This window comes from Thermodesulfobacteriota bacterium (assembly GCA_034189135.1).
Lineage (GTDB): Bacteria > Desulfobacterota > Desulfobacteria > Desulfobacterales > JAUWMJ01 > JAUWMJ01.
The window spans coordinates 144,323-158,619 of the sequence record JAXHVO010000062.1 but is presented as its reverse complement, the minus strand read 5'-3'; the positions used below and the strand labels follow the sequence as shown (position 1 = coordinate 158,619).

The window sequence follows — 14,297 nt, the reverse complement described above, 5'->3', positions numbered from 1 at the left end:
TTTATCTCTCCTGTTTTTCTTCTATGATCTTTAAACGTTTTTCAATTGTCCGGATCTTATTTTTAATCTCCGGGAGTTTTGGAATAATATTTTGCACTCTGAGCCACAGCCGATGAGGAATCGCCGGTGTACCTGATACAATTTCGCCACTAGCAACTGATTTTGTCACACCTGCTTTTCCCGCTATCTGTACATGATCACCCACAGTAATATGCCCGACTATCGCAACCTGACCGGATATCGCAGCGTGCCTTCCTATGGTTGAGCTTCCGGCAATTCCAGTCTGAGCAATAATTACAGTATCTTCGCCCACAGTGACATTATGAGCAATATGAACCAGATTGTCAGTCTTAACACCCCGGCAAATCCACGTTTTACCGAAAGTGGCCCGATCAATGGTATTACCCGCCCCTATCTCCACATCATCATCAATTTGGACAATACCGGTCTGAGGAACCTTATAATACTTTTCTCCGTCAGGGGCAAACCCAAAACCGTCGCTTCCTATTACCGAACCGGCATGAATAATCACCCTGTTGCCTATAACGCAGCGTTCGAGTATTGTCACATTGGGATATATCTGTGTATTATTTCCGATGGTAACATTATCACCAATAAAAACACTTGAATGTAGGACGGCACTCTCGCCGATGGTAACATTATCTCCAACCACTGCAAAGGGAGCGATGGATACTTTTTCCCCACATATCAGATTTTCGCCTAGATGAGCACCGGGATTTATTCCTGTTTTCGGTTTCGAGATGGGGTAGAATAAATTCATAACTTTTGCAAAGGCAACCCTTGGGTTTTTTACCCTCACAATGTTGTTGGAAGCTGTTTCAACATCCAGTGGAACGATGACGGCTCCTGCTTTTGTTGTGCTAATCTTTTTGGTTAATTTTGCCCGATCGACAAAGGTGAGATCATCATCAGTGGCAGACTCCAAAGGGGCTACACCACAGATTTTTTTGTTTCTATCACCCTCAACCCTACCCTCTACCAGTATTGCTATTTCAGAAAGTAATATCTCCATACAAATCCTGTCACTGAATGGTTGTAAACGTTCTATGTCGTTTTCTTCTGACAGCCTCAGCCTTCGATCTAAACATCTTCATTCTCACTTTACCCTATTTTTTAAATCCTGCATTATACTCCTGTATTACTTTATCCGTCAGGTCCAGTGTTTTAGGAACATAGACTGCCACGCTCTTTTCAATAATGATAAGGTAACCTTCTTTTTTCCCGATTTCTCTGGTAATATTAAAAACCTCTTTTTTTAGCTTTATAATCTTTTCTTTTTCACTTTTTTTTATTTCGGAATTATATTTATTCGTAAGATTTTTTAAATCGTATATCTTAATTTGAAGCTCGCGCTTTTTTTCTTCACGGGCCTCTTTGCTCATGACCGCTGCCTGGCGTTCTAAGCTTTTCTTCATTTTTTCTAGTTCTGCTTTTCTTTTCTCAAGCTCAGCCTTCATCTTTTCACCCTGCTTGTGAAGTTCAGCCAAAGCTGCTTTCCCGGCATTAGAGATATTAATAATTTTTTCTATGTCAACCACACCGATCTTGGCCACATCGGCAGCGTTCGATGAAAAAATAAAAACAAAAGTTACCATAAACATCACCGGAAATATTTTTTTAAAAAACCGCATGTGAATACACCTCCAGATTTTAATATTACCAAATTATTTGTTAAATGTTTGCCTTGTTATAACGACTTTATAAATATTATTTCTGAACAGCAAGATATCAAATGGCTAAGTCTCCTGTTGAGAATTTTGCTGTTTCTTGTTCGATATCCGAAATTCAATGGTTTGGGGCCAATTGCAAGAATCCCCAAAGATATACCCGGTGCCAAATGTATGCAACGAGCGGGTCTTTATGAAAATCTCGTTTCTTTCCGCTTAAAATGAACCACCCATGGTAAATTCCCATTGTCCTCCTTCACCCTGGCCCTCTATTGGATCAAGTATATACCCGTATTCAAGACGAATTGGGCCAACAGGTGAATACCACCTGAAACCGAATCCGGCGCTCTCTCTCAAGTGTTCTAAAGTACCCCAAGTGATCACTTCATCATTATCATAAACATCACCTGTATCAAAAAAAACAACCCCGACTATTCCAGCATCCTTAAAAATGGGATACTGCAGTTCAAAATTGAATTGCACAAATCTATCCCCACCGATGGCATTTCCATCTTGATCTTTGGGGCTTAAATCTTCCCAGTCAAAACCGCGCAATGAATTTATTCCACCGAGAAAAAATCGTTCATAATCCGGCAGTTTTCCTTCAGAGTTTTCACGAACATATCCACCCTTTGCATGGACAAACCCCACTATATCTTTAAACAAAGGAATGTACCACCCGGTATTGGCGGTATACTTAGTAAAGCCGATATCTCCATCAAAGCCAGCATATTCAACCTTTATGCTGTGATCCGATCCTCTGGTGGGATTAAAAATCCTGTTCCTTGAATCATAGCGAAGTTGGGCAGCCATACTTTTGGTGATAATATTCTCATCCCCCACATCGCTAATCAGATCTACGATTGATTGAGGTGTCTCTACTTCATTAGTAATTTCTATGTCCGCATTATCATAGGAAAAAGAAAGATAACCCCTGGTATAATCAAACACAGGAAAACCGAATTTTAATGTGCCGCCTTTGCTCTGTTTATCATATGCATCATATTCATATTCCCAATCATAAATCTTGATATCTGCTGATAGCGGAATGTCAAAAAGCCATGGTTCCGTGAATCCCAAAGAGTATTTTTTTGTCTCGCTTCCCCACCTCCCGTTCACGGCAAGAATATGCCCCCGTCCAAACAAATTCTTTTGCGAAATCGATGCCGTTACAAACGTTTTTTCAGTAGAACTGTATCCCCCACCGAAAGTAAAACTTCCGGTAGGCTTTTCGGAAACATCGATTTTAAGTATCATCTTATCAGCAGCGCTTCCTTTAATGGTGTTTACCTTAACATCTTTGAAATAATCAAGTCTGTATAGATTTCTTATACTTCGTTTTAAGCGAACCCCGCTGAACAGGTCCTGTTCATATACTTTAAGCTGTCTGCGAATCACCTTGTCCCTGGTTTTCGTATTCCCACTAATAATAATTTCTTCAAAATAAACCTGTTTGCCTTTTTTTATATCAAATGTGATATTGACCACCAGCTTATCAAGATCTTTTTCAGTACGTGGAAGTATTTCTGCATACGCATAGCCCTCATCTGAATAAATATCCTTAAGTAGCATCACATCATTGTGTACAATCCGACGGTTGAAAAATTCTTGTTTTGAAATCTTTATTTTCTCCATCATTTTCTCTTTGGCCATTACTAGATCGCCTTTTATATATACCTCCCCTACTTTAAACTGTACTCCTTCTTTGATTTTTATGGTGATCTCTATATGGTTTTCCTTAAATTCAACCTTGGGTTCCCCTATTTTGGCCTGTATATAGCCGTTGTTGTGATAAAAAGCGGTAAGCCTTGCCACATCTTCGTTCAAATCTTCTCTATTTAAATCACCGGATGACGTCAGCCAGGAAAAGAAACCTTTTTCCGATGATTTCAATATTTTTTTTATTTTTTTATCCGGATAAGCTTTATTTCCAATAAAATTAATTGTTCTAATCCGAACTTTTTCACCTTCTTCAATAATAAATGTTAAGTCCGCCTGATTGTTTTTAAGCTCAATAATTTTATAATCCACTTTAACGTTATGATAATTTTTTTCTTTGTAAAGTGCTTCAATCCGCTTCACGTTTTTCTGTACTTTAAATATGTTCAAGATTGAACCTGTTTTAATATTCAGGTTTTCCTTTATTTTTTCATCATCAAACCTGGTTGAGTTTCCTTTCATTATTATTCTTCGGATCGTCGGCTTTTCTTTTACCTTAAAAAAAATAATTTTCCCACTGGGTGTGCTTTCCGCTTCGATACGAACATCTTCAAAATAGCCCATTGCATATACGTTTTTAAGATCACTGGAAAGGCTTTTGGGGATAAATACATCACCCGGAGTAGTGATAATCACTCTTTTTATAGCATCCGCTTCAATGCGCTGGTTGCCCTCAATAATTATTTTTATGATCACTTCACGTTTAAAAAGCTTAAGACTTATATCGCCGGCTAGTTTTTTTACTGCATGAGGAAGATTCTCCATACCTTTATTCTCAGCAGAAAAGACAATGGGAGGATCGGTTCCGAAAACCTCCATCATCTTTATATCCAGGCTAAACTGTTTGCCTATCCAGGCCATACCTCCCCAAATGACATAGTCAGCTCCACTTTCCATACCAAAATTGCGAATTTGGGTTTTACCTTTGGCCATATTTTTAGGCGTCAAACCTTTGTGTTTATTTGCATCAATTATGGTCACCCCATCTTGCTTCAGATGCTTTTTCAACACTTCCGGAATTGAGGTTTGCAGATTTGAATAATCATCGCTGCTGTATATTTTAAAAGGGAGTATCACTACCGAAATCGGTTTTTTGGCATTTAACGAACTGGAGAAAAAACATGTGAATAGTAAAATAATCAGGCCCAAGCGTTTGAACATACAAATCCTCTATAGACAGGAACTTGTTTCAACCAGCAAACCATCAACAACTGTTACACATCGGGACATATAGGACGCAAGTTCTAAATTATGAGTGACCACCACCAGTGTCATCTGTAATTCTTTATTTAACTCCAAGATAAGATCATGAACCTGCTGGCTGTTTTTTTTATCAAGGTTCCCTGTTGGTTCATCGGCCAAAAGGATAACTGGTTTAAGAACCAGTGCTCTGGCCAGGGCTACTCGCTGTTGTTCGCCTCCTGAAAGTTTTCCCACCCTGTGAGACAGGCGATCTTTTAACCCAACCCTGACGAGTATTTCTTTTGCCGCCTCTCTGGCAGTGGTTTTGGATTTTCCATTAATAAGAGCCGGCATCATTGTATTTTCAAGTGCGGAAAATTCAGGAAGAAGGTGATGAAACTGGAAAACAAACCCGATAAACTCGTTTCTAAATTTTGCAAGTTTTTCTGTACTAAACAACAACACATCATTCCCCCGGTACAAAATTTTTCCTTTGTCCGGTCTTTCAAGAGTACCGAGTATGTGAAGAAAAGTTGATTTTCCGATCCCGGATGGTCCGACAACAGAAAGTGTTTCACCCGCGTTTAAATCAAAATCAACTCCTTTCAGGATATCCAGGCGTGCCTTGCTGCTGTTAAAACTCTTGCACAGCCCCCTGATAGATACCAAATTATCCAAAACAAATGCCTCTGGCTTTTTTCAAACAAATATTTAAAAGTTTAGCCATAACGAATTGCCTCAACAGGATCGAGTCTGGACGCCTGCCGCGCCGGATAGAGAGTCGCAAAAAAGCAGATCACTAAAGCCGCGGCTACAATAATAAAAATATCAAAAATTTCGAGCCGTACAGGAAGTTTTGTCGTAAAATAATAAATATCTCCGGTAAGTTCGGCAATCTTATAATGTTTGAGAATGGTACACAGTACAAAACCGAAAATAACACCCAGGGTTGTACCGATGGCACCTATAACCATCCCTTTAAACACAAATATTTTTTTGATGCTTTTATCCGTGGCCCCCATGGCTTTTAATATGGCAATATCCCGCGCCTTTTCCATAACCATCATGATAAGTGTACTGGCAATATTAAAAGCAGCCACAAGAACGATTAATGTTAAAATAATAAACATCACCGTCTTTTCCAGCTTCAAGGCGGTAAACAGGTTTTGATTCATCTGCATCCAGTCCCTTGCCCAAAAAGGAAATCCCAGGTTGGAAACGATCTTTTGAGCAATCTCTCTTGCCTGGTAAATATTATCCACACGTATTTCGATACCGGATACGGAATTGCCCATACGCAGAATTTTTTGTGCCTGATCGATGTTTATGTAAGCAAAAGACCCGTCATAATCATACATTCCGGATTCAAAAAACCCGGTCAGCTTAAACCTCTTCATGGCAGGAAGATGTCCTATGGGAGAAATCATTCCCCGGGGTGATATCAAATAAATGGTATCCCCCTGGCTTACACCCAGGTTATTGGCAAGCACTTTGCCCAAGACAATTCCCGGCACATTACTATTCCCACTTTTACCCATACCGATTTTTGCATGATTCAAAGACACCTTCTCGAGCGTTTTAATCACTCTCCCTGCTGATTCCGGATCTATTCCTCTTAGGACCGCACCTGACACCTTGGAGGATGCACGAAGCATGACCTGGGTATAGATCACAGGTGTGGCTGATTGGACTCCGTCGATCTTTTCCACCTGTTTAAGAATTTCGCGGTATTCCGTAAATGGACCACCGTGGCGCATCAATACGATATGGGCCTGTCCACCAAGAATATGTGACTTAAGATCAGATTCAAACCCGGCCATGACGGCTATTACCACAATAAGGGCCATCACCCCTACCGCAATGCCTGCTGTAGAAAGGATGGTAATCAAAGAAATGAAAGCCTGTTTCCTCTTTGCCCTGAGATAACGTCTTCCGATAAAATATTCAAAGGACATATGCCGGCCGCCTTTATTTTCCCTCTCTTGGTTTCATATGCGGAAAAAGGATAACTTCACGTATAGAAGCTGCATCAGTAAGAAGCATGACAAGCCTGTCAATGCCTATTCCCTCGCCAGCTGTTGGGGGCATACCATATTCTAAAGCTTCTATGTAATCATCATCCATACGATGGGCCTCTTCATTTCCGTCATTCAAGCTTTGAACCTGTTGAAGAAAACGCTTTTTCTGATCAGCCGGATCGTTGAGTTCAGAAAATCCGTTAGCAATTTCATGCCCTGCAATGAAAAGCTCAAAACGATCCGTTATCTCTGGATCTTTGTCATTTCGCCTTGAGAGTGGAGAAACCTCCACCGGATATCCCGTGATAAAAGTGGGCTGAATTAGATTTGGTTCCACCAGAACATCAAAAAGCTTGGTAATAATTTTACCGAGTCGTCCGGTTTTTTTGATTTTAATTCCATTGGAAGCGGCAAACTTTAGAAGGCCTTCCCTGTCATTCAGCAGGTTTGGGTCTATTTTGCCAACCATCTCCAAGGAATCCAATAGATTAAATCTTTCCCATTTGCCTCCCAAATCAATACTGTTTCCCTGGTATTCAATTAAGTCAGACCCTATCACTTCTCTGGCCACAAAGGAAAACATTTTCTGAGTTAAGTCCATCAGATCTTCGTATGTCGCATAGGCCTGATAAAATTCAATCATGGTAAATTCAGGATTGTGTTGTGTGGACACCCCTTCATTTCTAAAATTTCTATTAATCTCAAAAACCCTTTCAAACCCCCCGACAACCAGGCGCTTTAAATAAAGCTCAGGAGCGATACGCAAAAAAAGATCCATCCCCAGAGCGTTATGATATGTTTTAAAAGGCGCAGCCTCTGCACCTCCTGGGATGGGCTGCATCATCGGAGTTTCCACTTCAAGAAAATCGCGTTTTAAAAAAAACGTGCGTATCTTATGAATTATTTTGCTTCGTTTTATGAATATCTCCCGTACATCCGGGTTTACTAGTAAATCAAGGTAACGCTGGCGATACCGTTTTTCAGGATCTTTCAGGCCGTGAAATTTCTCAGGAAGTGGTCGGGTTGCCTTGCCAATAAGTTTTAATTGTTTGACCAATAGAGTCCACTCACCTGTTTTGGTTTTAAACATCGCTCCGCTTAAGCCGATAAAATCACCGATATCAAGCTGTTTAAAAATGTCATAGGTCATATCGCCAATTTGATCTTTTCTGACATATGCCTGAAGCTGCCCGGTTCGGTCTTTGAAACGGATAAAAGCTGTTTTTCCAAATTTGTTTATGGCCATCATCCGACCGGCCACAACAAAAATCGGTTCGTTTTCCGTAATTGAATTTTTTGGCGAATCTTTTATTGCATTTTGTATATCCCTTATAGTATGTATTACCTTAAATTCATTGGGAAATAGATTGATTTTTTTCTCTTTCAGGTCTTCAAGCTTCTTTCTCCGATTTAGGATGATATTTCCTTGTTTTTCCATAATTATTTTACACCTGCAAACATATAAATATTTAAGGCTCGTTTAAAATAATTTCACATTTTCTCATCTTAAGCTTCAAACCATTTTGGGCCAATCTTCGACCGCAAAGCGTGCGAAATAGCTTGCTATTACTCAGACTTTGCTCAATCAGATCAACCAAACCAAACTCAAATCTTAAGCACGAAAATATGAACTTATTTTTGAGCGAACCCTTATTGTTTCAACGGGTTGAACAATAATAGAAATAGCATAAACTTGTCTTGCTAACCTATTTACCGGGAGGTGTCAAGATTAAGTTGGAATGTTGATATGCTTTAATTTTAAGGTGAAGGTTGTTCCGGAGTTTTCTCTGCTCTCAACATCAAGTCTGCTATCATACGACTCAAGTATGCTGTGAACAATGGAAAGTCCAAGACCTGTTCCTCTTTTTTTGGTTGTAAAAAAAGGATCGAAAATCGATTTCATTATTTTATCCGACATTCCGCTGCCATTGTCGGATATTTCAATACATGCATATTTATTCTTTTCATCATACAGTTTGATATCGATTAACCCCGTGCCTTCAATGGCCTCTGCTGCATTTATTAAAAGATTCCACAGGACCTGGCGCAAATGCACCGGATCCATTTCAATCCTGATGCCGGACTTAATCTGCTTGTTTATTGAAATTCTTCCTATGCAAGTATTATCTTTTTCAAACAGCTCGATGGTGTCAATCAATACCCTGTCTATCTCTATTGATTCAATCCGGCTGGCCGGTGGCTTGGCAAACAAAAGAAAATTGCTCACCAGAGTACTTAAACGGTCTGCCTCACGAAGAATAATCTGCATCAGCTTATCCTGATCAGGATTACGATTAATATCATTTTTGAGAAGCTGAATGGAGCCTGCCAGAGAGGCAAGAGGATTCTTGATTTCATGGGCAAGGCCGGCTCCCATTTCGCCTATGGCTGCCATCTTCTCAACCCGCTTTACGTGCTGTTCCAGAGCCAACAGCTCTTTTTTTGTCTTTCTTGCCTGCTCTGCCAGTAAACTGGACAGAAAAGCAACGGCAAAACATGCCACCATGGTAATCATTATCTTATAAATCACATGGCTCCAGGCATAACCCGTCGAAATCATACTCCCCTGCACCATAAAAGGTTTCAACACCCCGTAATATTCCAGATCGATCATTATTCCATACTGCAGGCAGCAGAGCGCAGCCATAATCATGCTTCCCTTTCTGAAAAGAAGCATGCTTGTATAGATAATAACGACAAGGTACAGAAAAGAAAAAATGCTGGAAAAACTTCCGGTTACGAAGATTATCAGGGTCACGATAAAAGTGTCTATACAAATCTGGACATAGGTAAACTTAACAACCTGTTTAACTCTTTTGAATATCAGCGTATATTGAACTGACAGTAAGAAGATCCCGATAATAATTCCATACAGAACCAGAAGAGACTTGGCCAGCGGAGGAATCTTTTGATTCAGTTGAAGGATAATGGTTGAACTTAAAAGAAGTGTGGTAAAAAGAACGCGAGCAAACATAAGCCATTTAAGCTTATATAATAAGTCAGTTTCAGATGCCATGGTTGAGCTTTTCATCAGATATTAAAATAGAATCAAAGATTGGATTTAACAGAAGGTAATCGGGAAACTGACCGCCTAAATCGGGTTTGACTCGATGCGACTTTTAAAAAAAGATTTTTCGATCAGAATGTATACATCAAGCAACAATATTTTAAACCTTTTAAAGGCTACTTGCCATTTGAAATACCGGAAGATACATTGCGATGACAAGTCCTCCGATTGTGATACCCAGAAAAACCAGCATAAACGGTTCGATTAATGAAGTAAGATTTTCAACCGCCTGATCAACTTCTTCGTCGTAGAATATAGCAATCTTTTCCAGCATGGCATCAAGCGCTCCGGTCGATTCACCAACTGCAATCATCTGGCACACCATTGACGGAAACACCCCGCTTTCGATGAGCGGATCGGCCATGGTTCGTCCTTCTGCAATATCGGAACGGACAGAGTAAACCGCTTTCTCAATGGTTTTGTTGCCTGCCGTCTTGGCAACAATTTCCAGCGCTTCTAAAATAGCAACCCCGCTGGAAAGCATTGTGCCCATGGTGCGGGTAAATTTAGAAACGGCAACTTTTCGAATCAAATCTCCAAATATCGGTAATCTAAGAATATTTTTATCAATCAACGCCCTGCCTTTTTCAGTACTGTGAAACTTTTTAAAAGCAAATATAAAAAGTATCAAACCCACTACGATATATATTACATTTTTTTTTGTAAAATTACTCGCCTCAACAACCATTTGGGTAAAGGCAGGTAGCTGTCCTCCCATATCTTCAAACATGTCCTCAAATACAGGTATAACAAAAATCAGAATAACTGCAAGTACAGCACCAGCGATAACAAGGGTTACTATGGGATAGGTCATGGCCCCTTTAACCTTGGATTTTAGCCTGGCGGCCTTTTCCATATAGGTAGAAAGCCTTCTTAAAATCGTATCAAGAATACCTCCAGCTTCGCCTGCGGCAATCATATTTATGAAAAGATCGTCAAACTCGTTGGGAAATTTTTTCAACGCTTCAGCAAGGGTTGCACCGCTTTCCACATCATCTTTTATACTTCTGAGCATCTTTTTAAAGGTGGCATTCTCCTGCTGGGAATAAAGAATGTCGAGGCACTGGATAATAGGAAGCCCTGCATCGATCATGGTGGAAAATTGCCTTGCAAAAAGAATGATATCTTTATCTTTGACTTTTGGTTGAAGAAAGGCAACATTTTCAAAAAGATCTTTGGGTTTCTTTTTAACTTTTGTCGGCTCAATTTTCATTCTTTTCAGGTTGGCAAGTACCGCTTCTTCCGTTGAAGCTTCCATCTCACCTTTTTGCATGTCACCTTTTTTATTTTTCCCTGACCAAAGAAAAACCGGCATAATCAACCCCCTTCTGGATTTAGAAATACACTAATATAGTGATGATCTCGTAAAAAATTGAATTCATCAGGAATTACGTTTTGTGCTTTAATGATGTTTACTGTTTAACCAGAGGCTTAAAACTTAAAACATTTTGTAAACAGCTGTTTTTTCTTTGCGAACGCATCAATATATTAATTGAGCATAAAATATCTCAATTGTCAGCTGTTACAGTCATCTGTCCGTTGTTATTTACAAATTGTTGCATTGATTGAACGGTCTATTTTAATTAACCCATCATAGATTAAATATAATATCACAATCTTATTTAAACAACAATAGCTTTGAACAGTTTATTGCAAAACCGGATAAATCTTTCTAACCACTCATGATTCTATACAAATTTCATACCATACAGTTATTACTTTCAGTAAAAAACCACGGAAATAATTACAATGAATACCGATGCTATCGGCATTTTTCTCAATCCATATTTTTATATTTTTATCAAATAATTTTAGCGATTTGATGTATAGCTTGAAAAAGCTTGGGGACTATGTATATGTTGAGACTTCTAACCTACTCTGGTTTTTACCTTTAACGGGGCTTTGACGTGGAAAATAAAAAATTAACCATAATAACCAGCCATATCAACGCTGACTTTGATGCAATCGCATCCATGCTTGCTGCCCAGAAGCTGTATCCGGATTCTCTGGTCGTATTTCCGGGTTCCCAGGAAAAAAACTTAAGGAATTTCTTTGTCGAGTCAATGGTATATCTTTTTAATATGGCGAATATTAGAGATATCAATTTTTCCAACGTCAAAAGATTGGTCCTGGTAGACACGCGGCTGGCAAACCGCATCGGCAAGTTATCTTTGCTTCTGGAACAACAGGATTTAGACATACATATTTATGACCATCATCCACCCACTCCCAATGATATTAAAGGACGAATCGAGCTAAATCGTTTAACCGGTGCCACGGTCACCATTCTGACAGAAATTCTGAAAAAAAAGCAAATCGATATTTCTCCGGATGAAGCCACCATCATGTGCCTCGGCATATATGAAGATACCGGAAGTTTTACATTTCCATCCACTACCGAAGATGATTTTAAGGCCGCTGCCTTTCTCCTCTCAAAAGGTGCAAATCTGAACATCGTTTCAGATCTAATTTCCAGAGAGATTAGCACGCAGCAGGTCGGACTTTTAAACGACATGATTCAGACTGCTGTGCGTTACAGTATCCATAGTTTCGAAATTATAGTTACCAGTGTATCGTTGAACAACTATTTACCCGATTTTGCCTTCCTTGTACATAAGATGGCAAAAATGGAACCTGTTGATGCTATCTTTGCCATTGCGCGCATGGAAAATAAAATTTATGTGGTTGCACGAAGCAGAATTTCAGAGATTGATGCCGGTGAAATTATTGCACCACTTGGCGGAGGCGGCCATACTTTCGCTGCTGCTGCAACGGTTAAGGAAATGACATTGACCCAGGTTGAACACAAACTGATTGAAATACTATATCAAAAAATTAAATCAAACCGACTGGCCCAAGACTTAATGTCATCGCCTCCCATTTCCGTGACAAGCGATATATCCTGCCGGGATGCCGGCAATCTGCTTACACGCTATAATATAAATGCACTGTTGGTCACTGAAAAACCGGAGAAGCCCGACAGCCGTGAAAGATTGCTCGGTTACATATCACGCCAAGTGATTGAGAAAGCGCTTTACCATAAACTGGATCTCGTCCAGGTAAAAGAATATATGACTACGGATATTGCTGTTGTCAATTCAGATGCGGATCTCACAGAAATTCAGGAAAAGATAATCGAAAACAAGCAGCGCCTTCTGCCGGTGATGGATAATGGTGCCATCACCGGTGTGATTACACGCACCGACCTTTTAAATATCCTGGTCAAAGACTCAAGATACACCCGGGAAAGTTCTCCCGACCCGCTCACCGAACCTGTTCGCGCCAGAACCAGAAATATTGTAAAGTTTATGAAAGAACGGCTTTCAAAACGTCTGGTGGATATATTAAAAACCCTTGGAGAAGTCGCAGCTGAAAAAGGATACCGCGCCTATGTGGTTGGTGGATTTGTTCGTGACCTTTTTCTATACAGAGTTAATGAAGATATCGATATCGTCATAGAAGGAGATGGCATTGATTTTGCTAAAAAATATGCTTCAATAGCTGGAGCGCGTATTCACTCGTATAAGAAGTTTGGTACTGCGGTAATAATATTCCCGGATGGTTTTAAAATAGATGTGGCTTCCGCCAGAATGGAATACTACAAGTTTCCTGCTGCATTGCCCACGGTTGAAATGAGTTCCATAAAACTTGATCTGTTCCGCAGAGATTTTACTGTCAATACTCTGGCAATACAACTTACCCCTGACAGATTCGGCATATTAATCGACTTTTTTACCGCCCAAAAGGACATAAAGGAAAAAACGATACGTATCTTGCATAATTTAAGTTTTGTCGAAGACCCCACCCGCGTTTTTCGAGCCATAAGATTCGAACAGCGCTTTGGTTTTTCCATTGGGAAACTCACTTCAGGACTGATTGAAAATGCTGTTAAAATGGATTTTTTCAAACGACTCAGCGGAAGGAGAGTCTTTGCAGAATTTCGCCAGATCCTGGAAGAAGAAAATCCGATTCCTGCAATAATAAGGCTAAATGAGTACAACCTGTTAAGTGTATTGCATCTTTCAATTACCCTGGACAATGATCTTATTTACCTGTTTAATTCAGTCAAAAAAGTATTATCTTGGCATGATTTGCTTTTTTTAGAGGAATCATATATGAAGTGGGCCGTTTATTTTTTAGCACTTATTCGAAGCGACGATAAGAAAATTACCAACGAAATATGTGTGCACTTTGAACTTGCTCCCCGCTATCGAAGAATATTTTGTGTCGAACGCTTTGAGGCCGACAGATGCCTTTTCTGGCTGGAAAGGAACCTGCCGGTTAAAAACAGCGTGCTTTATAGTAAACTTTCAGTTTTTAAGACAGAACTTTTACTTTATATGATGGCGGCGACCAGAAAGGAAATTGTAAAACGATCCATTTCGAATTACTTTACGCGTCTCAGATATGTACATCCCGTAATTTCAGGCAAGGATTTAAAAAAGATGGAAATAGCGCCCGGACCTGTTTTTCGTGAAATTCTGCAAGCAGTTTTAGAAGCAAAATTAAACGGTACACTTAAGACCAAAAGCGATGAACTTGCTTTTGTACACAGGTATATTGGTAAAAAGTAGTTTTGACTTTTAAAGAGACCATGGTGTTTGATAAAATAGGAAATTTTAT

Annotated in this window: 9 protein-coding genes; 1 reads left to right on the top strand and 8 read right to left on the bottom strand. The window is 39.7% G+C overall.

The features are described 5' to 3' along the window. Position 1: 1 nt before the first annotated feature. From lpxD to SWH54_09030, 8 genes are all read right to left on the bottom strand, one after another. The gene (lpxD, locus tag SWH54_09065; GenBank protein ID MDY6791403.1) at positions 2 to 1,033 is read right to left on the bottom strand and encodes a UDP-3-O-(3-hydroxymyristoyl)glucosamine N-acyltransferase; all 1,032 of its coding nucleotides are present in this window, start codon (positions 1,031 to 1,033) and stop codon (positions 2 to 4) included. Positions 1,034 to 1,127: 94 nt separating this feature from the next. After that, positions 1,128 to 1,652, bottom strand: coding sequence for an OmpH family outer membrane protein (locus SWH54_09060; protein ID MDY6791402.1), 525 nt, complete (start codon positions 1,650 to 1,652; stop codon positions 1,128 to 1,130). A 252-nt stretch (positions 1,653 to 1,904) separates the two neighbouring features. Then, positions 1,905 to 4,568 (bottom strand): outer membrane protein assembly factor BamA, encoded by a 2,664-nt coding sequence (bamA, locus tag SWH54_09055; GenBank protein MDY6791401.1) that lies wholly within the window; start codon positions 4,566 to 4,568, stop codon positions 1,905 to 1,907. Positions 4,569 to 4,577: 9 nt separating this feature from the next. Then, on the bottom strand, positions 4,578 to 5,267 hold the full coding sequence (locus SWH54_09050; GenBank protein MDY6791400.1) for an ABC transporter ATP-binding protein: 690 nt from the start codon (positions 5,265 to 5,267) through the stop codon (positions 4,578 to 4,580). Between the two features lie 41 nt (positions 5,268 to 5,308). Beyond that, the gene (locus tag SWH54_09045) at positions 5,309 to 6,544 is read right to left on the bottom strand and encodes a lipoprotein-releasing ABC transporter permease subunit (protein MDY6791399.1); all 1,236 of its coding nucleotides are present in this window, start codon (positions 6,542 to 6,544) and stop codon (positions 5,309 to 5,311) included. A gap of 13 nt (positions 6,545 to 6,557) precedes the next feature. Next, complete coding sequence (gene lysS / locus SWH54_09040) at positions 6,558 to 8,045, bottom strand: lysine--tRNA ligase (GenBank protein ID MDY6791398.1); 1,488 nt, start codon at positions 8,043 to 8,045, stop codon at positions 6,558 to 6,560. Between the two features lie 291 nt (positions 8,046 to 8,336). Beyond that, positions 8,337 to 9,623, bottom strand: coding sequence for an ATP-binding protein (locus tag SWH54_09035; protein ID MDY6791397.1), 1,287 nt, complete (start codon positions 9,621 to 9,623; stop codon positions 8,337 to 8,339). Positions 9,624 to 9,783: 160 nt separating this feature from the next. Then, positions 9,784 to 10,989, bottom strand: a complete 1,206-nt coding sequence (locus tag SWH54_09030) for a type II secretion system F family protein (GenBank protein ID MDY6791396.1) — start codon at positions 10,987 to 10,989, stop codon at positions 9,784 to 9,786. Positions 10,990 to 11,581: 592 nt separating this feature from the next. Here SWH54_09030 and SWH54_09025 point away from each other — a divergent pair. Continuing rightward, entirely contained in the window at positions 11,582 to 14,248 is a 2,667-nt protein-coding gene (locus tag SWH54_09025; protein ID MDY6791395.1) for a CBS domain-containing protein, read from the top strand. The last annotated feature ends 49 nt before the right edge of the window (positions 14,249 to 14,297 follow it).